General features: G+C 52.1%; 13 protein-coding genes. All 13 read right to left on the bottom strand.

Features of this window, described 5'->3' with window-relative positions; genetic code table 11:
• Window positions 1–146: 146 nt before the first annotated feature.
• Window positions 147–1541, bottom strand: a complete 1395-nt coding sequence (locus HI950_RS16735) for a sensor histidine kinase (protein ID WP_169089723.1) — start codon at window positions 1539–1541, stop codon at window positions 147–149.
• Window positions 1538–2398 carry a response regulator transcription factor gene (locus tag HI950_RS16730; RefSeq protein WP_169089721.1) on the bottom strand — a complete coding sequence of 287 codons (861 nt, stop codon included), beginning with the start codon at window positions 2396–2398 and terminating at the stop codon, window positions 1538–1540. The genes HI950_RS16735 and HI950_RS16730 overlap by 4 nt, the downstream gene beginning before the upstream one ends.
• A gap of 25 nt (window positions 2399–2423) precedes the next feature.
• A complete protein-coding gene (locus HI950_RS16725; RefSeq protein ID WP_169089719.1) occupies window positions 2424–3869 on the bottom strand; it encodes a hypothetical protein in 1446 nt (481 codons plus the stop codon).
• A gap of 30 nt (window positions 3870–3899) precedes the next feature.
• The gene (locus HI950_RS16720; protein ID WP_169089717.1) at window positions 3900–5081 is read right to left on the bottom strand and encodes a polysaccharide deacetylase family protein; all 1182 of its coding nucleotides are present in this window, start codon (window positions 5079–5081) and stop codon (window positions 3900–3902) included.
• Between the two features lie 241 nt (window positions 5082–5322).
• Window positions 5323–6588, bottom strand: a complete 1266-nt coding sequence (purD, locus tag HI950_RS16715; protein ID WP_169089715.1) for a phosphoribosylamine--glycine ligase — start codon at window positions 6586–6588, stop codon at window positions 5323–5325.
• Window positions 6589–6692: 104 nt separating this feature from the next.
• The gene (purH, locus tag HI950_RS16710) at window positions 6693–8240 is read right to left on the bottom strand and encodes a bifunctional phosphoribosylaminoimidazolecarboxamide formyltransferase/IMP cyclohydrolase (RefSeq protein WP_169089713.1); all 1548 of its coding nucleotides are present in this window, start codon (window positions 8238–8240) and stop codon (window positions 6693–6695) included.
• A gap of 720 nt (window positions 8241–8960) precedes the next feature.
• Window positions 8961–9575, bottom strand: coding sequence for a phosphoribosylglycinamide formyltransferase (gene purN / locus HI950_RS16705; RefSeq protein WP_169086080.1), 615 nt, complete (start codon window positions 9573–9575; stop codon window positions 8961–8963).
• Entirely contained in the window at window positions 9575–10618 is a 1044-nt protein-coding gene (gene purM, locus HI950_RS16700; protein WP_169086078.1) for a phosphoribosylformylglycinamidine cyclo-ligase, read from the bottom strand. The genes purN and purM overlap by 1 nt, the downstream gene beginning before the upstream one ends.
• Window positions 10619–10683: 65 nt before the next feature.
• Window positions 10684–12165, bottom strand: a complete 1482-nt coding sequence (gene purF / locus HI950_RS16695; protein WP_169086076.1) for an amidophosphoribosyltransferase — start codon at window positions 12163–12165, stop codon at window positions 10684–10686.
• Window positions 12150–14393, bottom strand: coding sequence for a phosphoribosylformylglycinamidine synthase subunit PurL (purL, locus tag HI950_RS16690; protein WP_169086074.1), 2244 nt, complete (start codon window positions 14391–14393; stop codon window positions 12150–12152). The genes purF and purL overlap by 16 nt, the downstream gene beginning before the upstream one ends.
• On the bottom strand, window positions 14371–15066 hold the full coding sequence (purQ, locus tag HI950_RS16685) for a phosphoribosylformylglycinamidine synthase subunit PurQ (protein WP_169086072.1): 696 nt from the start codon (window positions 15064–15066) through the stop codon (window positions 14371–14373). The genes purL and purQ overlap by 23 nt, the downstream gene beginning before the upstream one ends.
• A 4-nt stretch (window positions 15067–15070) precedes the next feature.
• Window positions 15071–15316 (bottom strand): phosphoribosylformylglycinamidine synthase subunit PurS, encoded by a 246-nt coding sequence (gene purS, locus HI950_RS16680; RefSeq protein ID WP_187768114.1) that lies wholly within the window; start codon window positions 15314–15316, stop codon window positions 15071–15073.
• A 433-nt stretch (window positions 15317–15749) separates the two neighbouring features.
• Window positions 15750–16646: a phosphoribosylaminoimidazolesuccinocarboxamide synthase gene (locus tag HI950_RS16675; RefSeq protein ID WP_169086068.1), complete on the bottom strand. Its 897-nt coding sequence runs from the start codon at window positions 16644–16646 to the stop codon at window positions 15750–15752.
• Between the last annotated feature and the right edge of the window lie 11 nt (window positions 16647–16657).

The raw sequence follows: 16657 nt of genomic DNA, 5'->3' as shown, positions 1-16657 counted from the left end.
ATGCCTTTGTGGATTGAATGGCTGAAGGAACATTGGCTTTCCTTCCTGCTTATCCTAGGAACTGTTGTTGCCGTTATTTATGTGATTGCCAATCGGAAATTGTTGTTCTATAAAGAATGACGATCGGGGCACCAATAAGCAGAGGATTACTCCTCATGCATAATCGGCACTCGAATCGTCACAATCGTACCGGCTCCACGCTCGCTGTCTATCGTAAGCTGGCCGCCGTGGAGCTCTATGATTTCTTTGCAAATCGCCAGTCCAAGCCCAGAACCGCCTTGACCTGTGTTTGCCTTATAAAACTTTTCCGTTACATGCGGCAGATCCTCTGCTTCGATCCCACAGCCGGTATCCGCTACAGTGAGCATCGCCTGGTCCTGTTCAATCGTAGTGGCGACTCGTATCGTTCCGCCCGCTGGCGTAAACTTAAGCGCATTGTCAATTAGGTTAATAATGACCTGCTTGAGCCGATTCGCATCCCCTCGCACGACGATCGGGCTTTTTCCATAGTTGGCAAGTATCCGTACCCGTGTGTGCTCCTCGCGTACAGCCAATTGATTAACGGTCTCCTTAACCGGACTGTTGAAATCAAGCACCTCGCTGTGCAGCTCCATCGTTCGCGCAGAAAGCTTCGAGAAATCGAGCAAATCCTCGACAAGCCCCGATAGCCGTTCCGTCTCCTTGCTAATAATCGAGAGGCCTAGCTTAACCTCCTCGTCATCCTCGGTAGGCTCGCTTTCCTTTAGCGTCTCACTCCATCCTTTTATGGAGGTCAAAGGGGTGCGCAGCTCATGCGAAATCGATGATATAAAATCGTCCTTAAGCTTTTCCCGCTTGCTCAGCTCCATGACCATCGCATTAAAGGTTTCAGCCAACTGTCCGATTTCATCATCGTTCCGATGTACAGCCCGCCGCGTCCAGTCCCCCTCAGCCATGTAGCGTGCCGCCCGCGTGAGCTCGCGGATCGGCTTTACAATACGCTGCGCGAGAAATAAGCTTAAACCGAGAAACAGCAGCACGACTCCCACACCAACTGCGGCTGCCATTCGAATGAGCAGGCTGACCATCGCATCCACTTGCTTCAATGAAGCTGAATAACGCAGCATGGATACGACTCGCGTTTCATTCCAGAGCGGAATGGTCACCGACATGACGCGCTCGCCATAGTACGGATCTATGCCGCGCCAGCTCCCGGACTTCCCGGCAATAGCCGCCTTCACGTCAGCTGTCGTATAATGGATATCCGGCGCAAAGCCATCCGAGTCAATCCGTATTTGGCCGGTGCTGTCGAGCAATTGCAGCCTGGTGCTGCTCTCTACCATATATTGCAGCATATAATCGCCTTGATCCTGCACGGTTAACGAGGAAAGTGAACGGCTATGCAGCGATAACGCCGACTCCGCTCTTTGCTTGACCGAGCTCTGCGCGCTCCCGTAATAATAGTTCCACATCAAAGCCGCGAACACGCCGCCGAGTACGCTGACGACAAGCACGATGAGCAGCAAATAGCTCCACACCATTCTCGTTTGCACGCTTTTCATTCGACGCAGCCTCTCTTCCACCGATAGCCATAGCCCCAAACCGTTTCAATAAAAGCGGGATCAGACGGATTTTTCTCGATTTTTTGGCGGATTCGCCTGATGTTCACGTCAACCACCTTAAGGTCACCCACATAATACCGACCCCACACCTCAGTCAAAATATGGTCACGGCTGACGCTTTCGCCTACGCGCTCCATCAGCAGCCTGACCAGCGTCCATTCCGTTGGCGTCAAAATAATTTCCTTCTCCTGCTTCCACAGCTTGCGCTCAGCAACGGACAAGCGAAACGGCTCTACGCGAAGCTCTTGATGGAAAATCGTCGCATAAGGAGCAGGCACCTGCTGTATTGGAATCGGCTGCTGTGCGAAGGGTGCGAACGTTGCAGCTTCATGTCTATCCGCCGCTGCCGCATTAACTTCAGCAGCTCCTTCCTTAGCCGCCGCAATCCCATCTTCGGCAGCTGCGGCCTCCCGCTCCGGCGCTGCGGTCTCCGGCTTCATTCTGCGATAGAGAGATTTAATGCGCGCGATGAGCTCTCCCGGGCTAAACGGCTTTTGCACGTAATCGTCAGCACCCAGCTCCAGCCCATGTATTTTATCCTCCTCCTGCGACTTCGCCGTGAGCATAATGATGCCCATTCGCGGATATTGCGAGCGAAGCTGCTCGCATACCTCGAAGCCGCTAATCGTAGGAAGCATAACGTCGAGAAGCGCGATATCGATAGGCCCTTCCGTATCGGCGAGCGCCATGGCCTCTTCGCCCGTTTCAGCTTCAATCACTTCCATATCGTTGCGCTTCAGATTAATACGGACAAAGCCGCGGATGGACTCCTCGTCCTCCAACAATAATATTCGCATAGCTTAGAGCACCCGCTTTTCTCTCTTAATCGTTGCGAATCGTCAAAGAAGAAGCGAATTCTGCTTCGACTCCTACCATCTCGCTGAATGCTTGCCGCTCCGCCTCGGGCCAGCCCGTCGGCGCTTCATTTACGAACGAAACCGCAAACACGTTGCCGCTGTCCGTCAAAAGCTGCCGGTAAGGCTTCATTTCCTGCTTCCAAGCATTTTCGACGCTCTCCCAAAGCTTCTGGGGCACAGCATATAAAGTAGCCATTTTGGCCGTAACCTTCGTTTCCTCATTCCAATAATCAATCGCCACGAAGGCGTATTGCTCATCCGAGCTGTGCAGCGTGTAGCGTCCCATCCATTGCTTCGGAATTTGAAGCTGCATGCCGTATCGATAATCGGTGAATTCCTCTCTAACCTTCACAAAATCATTTTTGCCATCCCATTGCACCCATTCATTCAACCATTTCGAATCCGCATAAGAGACGTTCGGATAGCCCGGAGCCTCCTTTGCCCACTGCAGCTCCAATATGCCATCGCTGTTAATATCCTTGCTCATCGTAGGCGTACCGCTAAACCCTTCATACTCAAGGTCGAAGTTTGGATATACGAGCCGCAGCTTGCCTCTCTCCCACACATACATGGCGGTATAAGTAGCATGAGCCCCCGTGGATGCCTCCAAAATAATCCCTCTATGCCGCTCCGATATTTTTCCGATCAGCAAACGGTCATAGCCATTGACTCCGTCATACAGCTTTTCCGTGTACAGCTCCTGCATGCCGCCGTTTTTCCAATGGTAAAGGGTTAAATAAAATTCAGGCAGCGCCAATTCCTGATTCGTTCCGAGCTCTGAAATGATCGCCAGCTCCAGCTGTCCATCCTCGTTAATATCGCCTGTATCCCCGTAGGAGTAGGGCATCGACTCCACTGGCTTCAGCGCCAGCTTGCCCGTCTCATTACGTACTGGCGCAGAATCAAATGAGTAGATCTCGAGCACGTTCGGACTATCGAATGCGCCGATCCACCCGATCAAAATTTCCATATGCCCGTCTTTATCGAGATCCTCGATTTTCAGCCAGTCGATCATTCTTGCCAGCGGCTGCTGCACAAGCACCCAAGGCTTCCATAAAGAATTTGTATATTTAAACACCATAAGCTCAGGTGAACTGTATTCATTGTAATAAGAAACGATGGCCTCTTTCGCGTCGTCTCCATCCACATCGATTAGGCGAATCGCTTCCATATGCTCCTCCCTGAGAGGAAGCGTAAGCTTGCTGTAAACAGGCAGATTTTTTTCAATCGCTTGTACAATGGCCTGCTTCTCAGGCGAAATGGCTGGCTTCTGCAGAAGATCTGCAGGCGCGGCTGTATAACGACAGCCAGTTGACAAGAATAGGAGTGAGATAGCGCCGCAGAGCAGAAAGCTCCAACACATTATTTTCCCACGCCTATGCTTGGCATTAGTATCACTTCCGTCATCCAACTTTAAAGCCTCCTCGTGCATGTAACCGTGTTAATCGATTTGATCGGCGGTAACGAGCGTATAACCCTTTTTCACCAAATCATCAATGACGTCTGGCAGAGCTTGTACCGTGTTCTTAATATGCTTGCCGCCAAAAGAATGCATTAATATTATACCACCAGGCTTCGCCTCGTTCTTAATCATTTTGCGGATATTGGCTGCCGAAGTGCCTGCCCAATCCCGCGTATCTATGTTCCAACCGACTAATTCACGATTATTCGATTTTAATACCCCCTTCAGCGTATCCGATACAGCGCCGTATGGTGCGCGGACCATGGCAGGTGTATAGCCTATTGCTTTCTTGATCGCCGCATCGCCTGTTTTAACTTCCTCGATGATTTGCTGCTTATTCAGCTTCGATAAATCCTTATGATTGTAAGTATGATTGCCAACTGCATGCCCTTCGTCCACGATGCGCTGAAGCACCTCTGGATTTTTACTCACCTGTTGTCCGACTACAAAAAAAGTAGCCTTTACACCTTTTTCCTTCAGGATATCCAAAATATCGGTCGTATAACGCTGATCCGGCCCGTCATCGAACGTGAGCGCGATCAGCTTATCGCTCTTGCTAGGCTTCGCTTCCGATACAGGCATATCAGGCTTGTCCAGCTTATCAACAGCTTTGTCCGGCTTTCCGGCTGATGGTGGTGCATCTGGCTTGTCCGTTGCCGTTGCGTCCGGTTTGTCCGTTGCCGTTGCGTCCGGTTTGTCCGTTGCCGTTGCATCCGGTTTGTCCGTTGCCGTTGCGTCCGGTTTGTCCGTTGCTGTTGCATCCGGCTTGTCCGTTGCCGTTGCGTCCGGTTTGTCCGTTGCCGTTGCGTCCGGTTTGTCCGTTGCTGTTGCATCCGGCTTATCTCCGTCCGTTTGTGTGTTAGGGGGGTCAATCGCCTCGCCTGTGGACGGTTCTCCCTCGAAGCTGCCTTGGATAATTCCACCACCTTCGGCGGTGCCGCTATTGCCTACGATAACGACATCCCCAGTGGCGCCTGCTCCGTCTGCCATCTGTGGCCCCTTCCCAACGCTGCCCTCGTTTACAACAGGGGACTTCTCACTGCTCAAAAAAGATGCCAAACTGAAAGACTCGCTTGCCGAGCAGCCGCTGATCAACACTAACACAGCAGCCATAATGATCCCTGTAAAAATATTGCGCCGATGCTTTTTTGCTTTTGCCATTCCACTCACCTACTATTCCTCGCTGATAGATTGATTGTAACCCTACTGCAAATTAATAGAGTTACAAATAAGTAACACCTTTCGAGTGGATCTGACACATTCAGCGAACAAAAAAAGGCCAGCCAGAAAGCTAAGGCCGCCCTAATAAGACAAAAACCGACCCCTCACGCTGCTCTAAACGAGCATCGCAATGGGTCGGTCTCTCTTTATACCTGGATAGCAAGCAAAGCCTGCTTTTTGCTTATATAAGTGCTTTTGCTGCAATGTCCGTACGGTTTTGCTTGCCTTCAAAGTCTATGACGCTGACGGCTTCGTAGGCGCGGGCACGCGCTTCCGCGATATCGCGGCCAAGGCCTACGATGCCAAGCACGCGTCCGCCGTTAGTAACGAATTCCCCGTCCTTCTCGGCAGTACCGGCGTGGAAGATGAGCGCGCCTTGCTCTTCTGCTTCTGCAAGTCCAGTAATGACTCTGCCCTTTGGATACGAAGCTGGGTAGCCTTCTGATGCGACAACGACGCAAACGGCTGCTTCGTCGCTCCACTGAATGTCCAACTGGTCTAGGTTGCCGCTAAGGGATGCAAGCACGATGTCGACCAAATCCGTTTGCAAACGTGGCAATACGACCTGCGTTTCCGGATCGCCCATGCGCGCATTAAACTCGATTGTTTTAGGGCCGTCTTTTGTAATCATTAGGCCTGCGAACAAAACGCCGCGGAACGGCCTGCCTTCGCTAACCATCGCTTTTGCGGTAGGAATAATGATGTTCTGGATAGATTCATCAATAATCGCTTGATCGATATGCGGAAGCGGCGTATAGGTGCCCATGCCGCCCGTATTCGGGCCTTTGTCACCGTCAAAAATCGGCTTATGATCCTGTGCGGGAACCATAGCGCGAACCGTTTCGCCATCAACGAAAGCTAGAATCGACATTTCTTGACCGACTAGGCATTCTTCGATTACGATTTGGCTGCCTGCTTGGCCAAACACTTTATCGACCATCATCTCGCGCAGCGCTTGCTCCGCTTCTTCAAGCGTAGCCGCAACTGTTACTCCTTTGCCCGCAGCCAAGCCGTCCGCTTTGATAACGATTGGAGCCGTTTGCTCGCGAAGGTACGCGGAAGCTGTCTCGTAATCGGTGAACGTTTCGTATTTCGCAGTTGGAATATCGTACTTCTTAAGCAAATTTTTCATGAAAATTTTGCTGCCTTCGATTTCCGCCGCGTTTTTGCGAGGGCCATACGCCTGAATGCCGGCTGCCTCGAACGCGTCTACGATGCCATCCGCAAGCGGATCATCCGGGCCTACAAAGACAAGATCAATCGATGCATCCTTCGCAAAGCGGATCAGCTCGTCGAAATCACTGACTGCAATCGGCACGCAATCCGCAAGCTGTGCAATACCGGCATTGCCGGGCGCGCAATAAATATCTTTAACCTTCTCGCTCTTCTTAAGCGCCCAGACGATGGCATGCTCACGTCCGCCGCCGCCTACTACCAAAATACGCATATCCACTAACCCCCTATTTGACTATATGAAACAGATACAGCCGCCGCCTTCGCCAGCTTCCTGTCGTAAGCATGCGGCTGCAATAGAATAGCTTCCCTACGAATCTAGTGCTTGAAGTGGCGTACGCTTGTGAACACCATTGCAATGTTGTTTGCATTCGCCGCAGCGATAGACTCTTCGTCCTTAATGGAGCCGCCTGGCTGGATGATGGCTGTAATGCCCGCTTTTGCCGCAAGCTCTACCGTATCGCCCATTGGGAAAAATGCATCGGAAGCAAGCGCTGCTCCTTTAGCTGCTTCGCCCGCTTGCTCAATCGCAATGCGAGCCGCGCCAACGCGGTTCATTTGGCCAGCGCCAACGCCGATCGTCATGTCATCCTTCGCAAGCAAAATCGCATTGGATTTAACGTGCTTAACAACCTTCCAGCCGAATAGAAGCTGCTTCAGCTCTTCCGCAGTCGGCTTGCGATCCGTTACGAACTGCAGATCCGCTTCTGTCACGCTGTGAACGTCGCTTTCTTGTACAAGCATGCCGCCGTCAACCGATGTCACAAGCCATTCCGGCTTGCGCTCGCCAGCTGCGGACAGCTCGCCCAGCTTGAGCAAACGAATGTTTTTCTTCTTCGTCAAAATATCAAGCGCCTCAGGCGTGAAGTCTGGCGCAATGATGATTTCGAGGAAAATGCCGCTAAGCAGCTCAGCTGTGTCAGCGCCAATCGTACGGTTAGCCGCAACGATACCGCCAAAGATCGAGGTAGGGTCTGCTGCGTATGCTTTTTGGTAAGCCTCGTGAATCGTTGCTCCGATACCTACGCCGCATGGGTTCATATGTTTAACGGCAACAACCGCTGGCTCGTCGAACTCTTTCAAGATTGCGAGCGAAGCGTTGGCGTCGCTGATGTTGTTGTAAGAAAGCTCTTTGCCGTGCAGCTGCTCAGCCGTCGTTACATTGCCTGCCGCTGCAAGCGGCTTGCTGTAGAAAGCAGCTTTCTGATGCGGGTTCTCGCCGTAACGAAGATCCTGCACCTTCTCGTAAGTAACGGTATAAGTCTCAGGAAGCGGCTCGCCCATTTGCTTGGAGAGGTAATCCGAGATTAGGGAATCGTATGCCGCCGTGTGACGGAATACTTTTGCAGCCAGACGTTTGCGTGTTTCAAGAGTAGTGTCGCCCTGTGCTTTTACTTCTTCTAGAATCGTGCCATAGTCGCCTGCATCAACAACAACCGTAACGAATGCGTGGTTCTTAGCAGCGGAACGCAGCATAGTTGGCCCGCCGATATCGATGTTCTCGATGGCATCCTCATACGATACGTCTGGCTTCGCGATCGTTTCTTTGAACGGATAAAGGTTAACAATTACGAGGTCGATGTAGTCTAGACCAAGCTCCTTCATCGCCTTTTGATGCTCTTCATCATCACGTACGGCAAGCAATCCGCTATGCACAGCTGGGTGAAGCGTCTTCACGCGTCCATCCAAAATTTCCGGGAAGCCCGTCACATCGGAAATGCCGATAACCGGTACGCCTTCCTTTTGAAGCAGGCTGAACGTACCGCCCGTCGAAATGATTTGCACACCTTGGCTTGCCAACTCTCTGGAAAACTCCACGATTCCCGACTTATCGGAAACACTAATTAACGCTCTACGAATAGCCACGCAAATACCTCCTCATCTATTTGACCAAACCTTTGCTTATCTCAAAAGAAAGCCTTCCAATCGTCCGATCCACAATACCATTCCATACTCTAAGGTAGATGCAACCCCAAATTGAGCTCGTTTCCGCCGCTACAGCTGGCAATAGGTCTAGTTTCTAGACCTATTTCGCTCTAATGAGCCGAAGCTTGTGGAATAGAGCTATTTTCTAGCTCTATTCTCTCCAACTAACCCCGTATGAGCTCATTCCCGCCGGCAGGCAAATAGGTCTAGTTTCTAGACCTATTTCGCTCTAATGAGCCGAAGCTTGCGGAATAGAGCTATTTTCTAGCTCTATTCTCTCCAACTAACCCCGTATGAGCTCATTTCCGCCGCTACTGCTGGCAATAGGTCTAGATTCTAGACCTATTTCGCTCTAATGAGCCGAAGCTTGTGGAATAGATCTAATTTCTAGCTCTATTCTCTCCAACTAACCCCGTACGAGCTCATTCCCGCCGCTGCTGCTGGCAATAGGTCTAGATTCTAGACCTATTTCGCACAAAAGAGCCGAAGTTTGTGGAATAGAGCTATTTTCTAGCTCTATTCTCTCCAACTAACCCCGTACGAGCTCATTCCCGCCGCTGCTGCTGGCAATAGGTCTAGATTCTAGACCTATTTCGCACAAAAGAGCCGAAGTTTGTGGAATAGAGCTATTTTCTAGCTCTATCCCACCTTGCTGCTGCACTAGCGGCTGCTAACCGTTACGTGGCGCCCGTTCAGCGAGACGCGGCCCTGCGCGATCTGCTGAATAACGACAGGCAGCAGCGCTTGCTCGGCTGTATGAATGCGCTCTGCGAGCGAGTCTTCGGTATCGTCGTCCGCTACTTCAACTGCGCGCTGCGCGATAATCGGACCGCTGTCCATGCCGCCGTCGACGTAGTGAACAGTGGCGCCGGTCAGCTTGACGCCGTACGCCAGCGCTTGCCCTATGCCGTTCACGCCGGGAAATGCCGGCAGCAGCGCAGGATGAATGTTAATCATCCTGCCGTAGAACGGCTCAACGAGCACTGACGTGATAATGCGCATGTAGCCCGCAAGCACGATCAGCTCCACGCCGCGGCGTTGAAGCTCGGCGATGATTTCCGTCTCATAAGCCTCGCGAGACGGATATTCCTTTGGCGTGAACAGGAACGTGTCCACGCCAGCCTTCCGTGCGCGCTCCACAACGGGAGCGGCAGGCTTGTCACAAACAAGAAGCTCGATGGTTACATCGAGCTTCCCCTCCTGCACCGCATCTACAATCGCTTGGAAGTTCGTACCTTGTCCCGAAGCGAAAACAGCGATGCGAAGTGTTCCCATTATACGTCCGCTCCCGTAAACGTCACGATGCGGCTTCCTTCCGTAACCGTTCCGATACGGTAAGCCTGCTCACCAAGCTCAGCTGCAATGCGAAGAGCTTCATTTGCTTGATCAGCCGGTACAACTACAACGAGGCCAATACCCATATTAAAAGTCGTGAACATATCACGATTCGTAATGCCGCCTTTAGTTTGCATCAAATCAAAGATCGGCAAAATCGGCCAAGAACCGTATTCCACGTCAACGTTCACGCCATCAGGCAGAACCCGCGGAATGTTCTCGATAAAGCCGCCGCCCGTAATATGCGCCATACCCTTCACTTCTACTTGCTCAACCAGCTTAAGCGTTGATTTCACGTAGATGCGAGTTGGTTCGATCAGCACGTCGCCAAGCTTCGCGCCGCCAAGCTCTTCCAGCTCTTGATCAAGCGAGTAGCCCGCATCTTCAAGAAGCAAACGGCGAACTAGCGAGAAGCCGTTGCTGTGAATGCCGCTTGATGCGAAGCCGATTACAGCGTCGCCAGCAGCGATTGTCGAGCCGTCGATCATTTTTTTCTTATCTACAATACCAACCGTAAAGCCGGCAATATCGTATTCTCCGCCTTGATACATGCCAGGCATTTCAGCCGTCTCGCCGCCGATCAAGGAACAGCCTGCTTGCACGCAGCCTTCCGCGATCCCTTTAACGATCGCTTCGATTTTCTCAGGCACAACCTTGTCGCATGCCAAGTAATCGAGGAAGAACAACGGCTCCGCGCCTTGTACGATAATATCGTTCACGCACATAGCAACGGCATCAATGCCGATCGTGTCATGCTTGTCCATTGCAAAAGCAAGCTTCAGCTTCGTTCCGACGCCATCCGTTCCAGACACGAGCACAGGCTCATCGTACTTGTCCTTGTTCAGGCTGAACAGACCGCCAAAGCCGCCAAGCTCTGCCAGCACCTCAGGACGGTAAGTCCGCTTTACGTGCTTCTTCATCCGTTCAACCGCTTCGTTGCCTGCCGCGATATCGACGCCGGCTTTTTTGTACGCTTCTGACACTCTCGGTCAACTCCTTAACTAATTTATGAGCAGCAATCGCTCCATAGGGTTAATCTTATATGCTATTAACAGCTGCAACTTTTATCCGACTCTTCGTTAACCGGCGTTGGGTAGTCATTATCGAAGCACGCTAGACACATGCCGCGATTATACGCTCCGTCATTGCCGCCAACCGATTCAACAAAGCCTTGATCGCTCAAAAAGGATAAAGAGTCCGCGTTGATTTGCTTCCGGATTTCTTCAACCGTACGGGAAGAAGCGATGAGCTCCTTGCGATCCGGCGTATCGATGCCGTAGTAGCAAGGGTTTTTGAAAGGAGGCGATGTAATCCGAACATGCACCTCAGTCGCTCCCGCCTCGCGAAGCAGGTTCACGATACGCAGAGACGTCGTGCCGCGCACGATCGAATCGTCAATCATGACGACGCGTTTTCCTTCTACGACTTTACGAACGGCGGACAGCTTCATTTTGACGCCTTTCTCGCGAAGCTCTTGAGAAGGCTGGATGAACGTCCGGCCGGTGTATTTGTTTTTGATCAAGCCAAGCTCGTACGGAATGCCCGTTTGCTCTGCATAGCCAATCGCTGCCGAGATACTCGAATCGGGAACGCCCGTTACGATATCCGCATCAACGAACGATTCCGTAGCGAGCTGGCGTCCCATCCGTTTGCGTGCCGAGTGGATGTTAATGCCATTAATATCACTGTCCGGGCGGGCAAAATAAATGTATTCCATCGCGCAGGTCGCGCGGCGGTCAACCTTCGCGTAACGATCCTCGCGCATGCCGTTCACGTCCAAAATAAGCAATTCGCCCGGCTGAACATCACGCTCATACACAGCGCCAATCGTCTCAAACGCGCAGGATTCGGAGGAGAATACATAACCATCGCCGATGCGGCCCATTACGAGCGGACGCAAGCCATGCGGATCAGACGCAACAAGCAGCTTGTCATTGGTCATAATAAGGAAAGCAAAGCCGCCGACAATGCGCTGCAACGCTTCCTTCGCAGCCGTCTCGAAATCCTTCGACGAGCGCGCGATAAGATGTGCAATCACTTCCGTGTCGCTGGACGTTTGGAAGATCGAGCCCGACATTTCCAGCTCATGGCGGATTTCCGGCGCGTTTACGATATTGCCGTTCGTCGCAACCGCAAGGTCGCCATCTCTATAGCGGAAAATAAGCGGCTGCGCGTTGGCAAGCTTGCTCTCTCCTGCTGTCGAGTAACGCACATGACCGATGGAACGGTCACCGGCAAGCATATCGAGCTTTTCTTTGTCGAATACTTCTTTTACAAGGCCCATGCCGCGGTGATAAGCGAACTTGTTGCCGTTCTTCGTATCAACGGTACAGATTCCCGCGCTTTCCTCTCCGCGGTGCTGAAGCGCATGAAGCCCGTAATAAGAGAGGTTGGACGCTTCGGGGAGATTGAATACCCCGAACACGCCGCATTCCTCACGCAATTTGTCAAAAATATCGTCACGGCCAATGCCTTCGTTATAGTGATCTCCTGTCCACAGCAAAGGCTCCTGTCTTATTTCATCAGACATGGAATCGCATCCTTCCAGACCTTCTCCAGTTGTTGTACCGGCGCCTGAATGCCGGCTTTTCCGTTAACGCTTATGGTCAGGCTGCTGCCTTTAACATTACCGATTTGCGCATGAACGACGCCTTGCTCTGTAAGCAGGGCTTGCAATGCTGCCGCTTGCTCAGGCTTAGCCGAAAGCAAGATACGGGACTGCGATTCGCTGAACAACAAGTGATCCGCGCGCAGCTCAGACGTCAATGCCACTTCCGCGCCAAGGCGTCCGCTGATACATGATTCTGCAACTGCAACGGCGATACCGCCTTCGGACAAGTCATGAGCCGATGCCACAAGACCTTTTTGAATAGCGCCAAGCACGGCATCCAAAACCTTTTTCTCAGTTGCAAGATCAATTTCAGGAGGACGGCCTGCAGCAGCGCCTTGCAATACGTATTGCAGCTCGCTTCCGCCTAGCTCCGCTTTTGTCTCGCCAACGAGAATAATAACGTCGCCTTCTGCTTTGAAGCCTTGTGTCGTAATGTGGTCAATGTCATGTACGAGACCGACCATACCGATTACCGGTGTCGGGTAGATGGCGCCCTTAGCGTTCTCGTTGTACAAGCTTACGTTTCCGCCGATTACCGGCGTATTTAGCACGACGCAAGCCTCAGACATGCCGTCTGCCGATTTCTCAAGCTGCCAGAACACTTCCGGCTTCTCCGGGTTACCGAAGTTCAGGTTGTCTGTTACAGCAAGCGGCTCAGCGCCGGAGCACACGATGTTACGTGCTGCTTCTGCTACTGCAATTCGTCCGCCTACTTCTGGATCTAGATATACGTAACGTCCGTTACAGTCCGTTGTCATCGCAAGCGCCTTGCGCGTGCCGCGAATCGTTACGACTGCCGCATCGGAGCCTGGTTGAACAGCTGTTGATGTACGAACCATGTAGTCATATTGATTGTAAACCCACTCTTTGCTAGCAACTGTAGGGGAAGCAAGAACCTTCTCCAGCGCGCCAGTCAAATCGGTTACTTCTTCATAAGCCGAAGTGTCTACTGCTCCATTTTCGCTGTAGTAAGCAGGCTCTTTGGAAGGCTTGTCGTATACAGGGCACTCGTCAACGAGCGCTTTAACCGGCATATCGGCAACCTCTTGGCCTTGGTGGAACAAGCGGAGACGTCCGTCATCAGTTACTTTACCTACTTTGGCGCAAATAATGCCCCAACGGTCAAAAATTTCTTTCGCTTGCGCTTCATGCTGCGGCTCTACGACGAAGAGCATACGCTCTTGCGACTCGGAAAGCATCATTTCATAAGGCGTCATGCCTGTCTCGCGCTGCGGCACCTCATCAAGGTAAAGCTCAAGGCCGTTGCCCGCTTTGGAAGCCATCTCTGCGCTGGAGCAAGTAAGACCTGCTGCTCCCATATCTTGAATGCCAAGCACGATACCGGAATCGATAAGCTCAAGCGTCGCTTCCATAACCAGCTTCTCCATGAATGGATCGCCGACTTGTACCGCCGTACGCTTCTCTTCGGATTCCTCGGAAAGCTCTACGGATGCGAATGTAGCGCCGTGAATACCGTCGCGGCCAGTAGCAGGACCTACGTAGAATACCGGGTTGCCTACCCCTTTAGCGACGCCGCGCTGAATTTTATCATGATCGATTAGGCCTACGCACATGGCGTTAACGAGCGGGTTGCCCTCGTAGCTCTCATCGAACATAACCTCGCCTGCAACCGTCGGAATACCGATACAGTTGCCGTAGCCAGCGATACCGCTGACGACATGCTCGAACAAATATTTAACGCGTTCATTTTCTAGGCGACCGAAACGCAAGCTGTTCAGCAAAGCGATCGGACGAGCGCCCATGGAGAAAATGTCGCGGATAATGCCGCCAACGCCCGTTGCTGCGCCTTGGTAAGGCTCAACCGCCGACGGATGGTTATGCGATTCGATTTTGAATACAACCGCTTGGTTGTCGCCGATATCTACGATACCCGCGCCTTCGCCCGGTCCCATTAGAACGCGAGGTCCCGTAATCGGGAATTTCTTTAGGATCGGCTTGGAGTTTTTGTAAGAGCAGTGCTCTGACCACATGACGCTGAATACGCCGATCTCTGTATAGTTAGGTTTACGGCCTAGAAATCCACAAATCAGCTCAAACTCATAATCGGATACGCCAAACTGGCTGTAAATCTTTTGCTCGGCAATTTGCTCCGCTGTCGGTTCTTTAGCTGTTAACTGCTGCGCCATGTTGTTCCCTCCATGCATTCAAAATCGATGTAAACATCCGTTTGCCGTCTTCCGAGCCGAGCAATTGATCAATTGCGCGCTCTGGATGCGGCATCATTCCTACTACGTTGCCTGCTATGTTGCTGATGCCCGCAATGTTCTCAACCGAACCGTTAGGGTTCGTGTCGCCCGCATAGCGGAAAATGATTTGATCGTTCGCTTTGAGCTCAGCCAGCGTTGCGTCGTCGCAATAGTAGTTGCCCTCGCCGTGAGCGATAGGAATATTTATAATTTCGCCTTGCGAATATTGGTTTGTAAAAGGAATGCTGTTGTTCACCACTTCAAGCTGCGATTGATGACAGCGGAACTTCAGTCCGTTGTTGCGAATCAATGCGCCTGGCAGAAGGCCAGCCTCCGTCAAGATTTGGAACCCATTGCAAATGCCCAGGATATACTTGCCTGCTTCGGCCGCTTTTTTCACTTCGCCCATCACGCTTGCGAATTGTGCGATTGCGCCGCAGCGCAGGTAGTCGCCGTAGGAGAAGCCGCCCGGCACTAGAATTGCGTCATAAGCGGACAAATCCGTAGTCGTGTGCCATACGTAATCAACCGACTGGCCGATGGTGTCTTCGACTGCTTTGTAGCAATCGATATCACAGTTGGAGCCAGGAAATACAAGTACCGCAAACTTCATCGCCTTATCCCTCCAGTTCAAAACGGAAATCTTCTACAACCGTGTTCGCAAACAGCTTTTCGCACATTGCTTTGATGCGTACTTCCGCTTCTGCGCGGTCAGTCGTGTCAAGGTCAAGCTCCAAATATTTGCCGATGCGTACTTTTTCGACTTCGGAGAAGCCCAGTGTGTGTAGCGCGCCTTGTACAGCGGTTCCTTGTGGATCCAAAACGTTTTGCTTGATGGTGACGTAGACGGTTGCCTTCATAATAGCCTCCTGAAAATGTGGGTTTTTCTCGCAGGAAGTGATGGTGAGGGCGTGCTGGGCGCGGGCGTGGGAGTTATTGTCTACGTCGCTTTCGAAGCGGGGGAATTTTGATTAAACCGCTTAGCGGTAATTCCCCGGCTTCAAGAAGCGATCGCTTTCGCTCTACGACAACAACTTTCCACGCTTCGCGCATGCACTCTCTTCATCAAATCCTTGCGAGTGGTCGGTGAAGCAATTTTTTGTGGCCGCGTTCCACTGGCCACCGGTTTGATTCGTGCAGCTTTGCCAGTGCAATGGCTGCCTTGCATTTATGGGGTGCAGCAGCGCTCTCGCTGGCTGCCTGCCTTGCGGCTTGCGCTATGGCGCGTGCCTTTTTTAAGCGTCTTTGCTTGCGCTTGACGTTTTTAAGATTAATACTTGCTTACCGTAAAGCTTCTTATAGCTCAGCGCCTGTAAGGCGGCGATAGATATCGCGGTAACGCGCCGTTGTTTCGGCTACTACGGACTCGGGGAGCGGTGCCGGCTTGCTGTCGCGATCCCAGTCGGAGCCTAGCAAGTACGTGCGTACCGGTTCTTTGTCCATGCTGTCGATCTCAATATCAAGCGCATAGTTGCCCTCCGCCCAGAAACGGGAGGAGTCAGGCGTGAAGATTTCGTCGATCAGGATGACTTTGCCGTCGATAAGTCCGAATTCGAATTTGCAATCGGCTAGGATGATGCCGTGCTCGGCGCAATAGCCGTGAGCGAATTCATAAAGCTTGATGCTGCGGTCGCGAAGCTCTTCGGCAAGCTCGGCGCCGACCATTTCAGCCATCTTCTCAAACGGGATGTCCTCGTCGTGGCCAACGTCGTTTTTCGCAGCCGGCGTGAAGATTGGCGCAGGAAAACGTTCGTTTTTGCGAAGGCCCGCCGGAAGCTCGATGCCGTTGATTGCAGACGTTTGCTGATATTGTCTCCAGCCGCCGCCTGTGATATAGCCGCGAACGACACATTCGATATCGATGCGCTCTGCTTTGCGTGTAACCATGATACGGTTCTTGAGCAGCTCAGGCTCAGTTACAAGATCGCCAAGCTTCTCTACGTCAGTGTGAACAACGTGATTCACTTGAATGCCCTCTGTTTGCTCGAACCAGTAAGCCGACAGGCGGTTCAGTACATTGCCCTTGTCCGGCACAGCCGGGTCAAGCACGTAGTCGAACGCAGAGATGCGGTCGGTTACGACGATCAGGAAATGCTCGCCCAGATCATAGAGCTCGCGAACCTTGCCTTTGTAAATAAGCGGAGCCTTGATATAATCGACAGCCGTCGATAAAGCTTGCGATGTTGCGGTCATCAGGCTAGCCT

It is taken from the genome of Paenibacillus sp. PL91 (assembly GCF_012935325.2).
Taxonomy (GTDB): domain Bacteria; phylum Bacillota; class Bacilli; order Paenibacillales; family Paenibacillaceae; genus Pristimantibacillus.
The sequence above is the reverse complement of the archived record's forward strand: the minus strand, read 5'-3'. Positions and strand labels throughout refer to the sequence as shown.

Bases quoted from the DNA above. Each gene is read 5' to 3' on its own strand.
- HI950_RS16735 (WP_169089723.1), bottom strand. From the start codon at position 1,541: ATGAAAAGCGTGCAAACGAGAATGGTGTGGAGCTATTTGCTGCTCATC.
- purL (WP_169086074.1), bottom strand. From the start codon at position 14,393: ATGGCGCAGCAGTTAACAGCTAAAGAACCGACAGCGGAGCAAATTGCC.
- HI950_RS16730 (WP_169089721.1), bottom strand. From the start codon at position 2,398: ATGCGAATATTATTGTTGGAGGACGAGGAGTCCATCCGCGGCTTTGTC.
- purQ (WP_169086072.1), bottom strand. From the start codon at position 15,066: ATGAAGTTTGCGGTACTTGTATTTCCTGGCTCCAACTGTGATATCGAT.
- purF (WP_169086076.1), bottom strand. From the start codon at position 12,165: ATGTCTGATGAAATAAGACAGGAGCCTTTGCTGTGGACAGGAGATCAC.
- purD (WP_169089715.1), bottom strand. From the start codon at position 6,588: ATGCGTATTTTGGTAGTAGGCGGCGGCGGACGTGAGCATGCCATCGTC.
- HI950_RS16720 (WP_169089717.1), bottom strand. From the start codon at position 5,081: ATGGCAAAAGCAAAAAAGCATCGGCGCAATATTTTTACAGGGATCATT.
- purN (WP_169086080.1), bottom strand. From the start codon at position 9,575: ATGGGAACACTTCGCATCGCTGTTTTCGCTTCGGGACAAGGTACGAAC.
- HI950_RS16675 (WP_169086068.1), bottom strand. From the start codon at position 16,646: ATGACCGCAACATCGCAAGCTTTATCGACGGCTGTCGATTATATCAAG.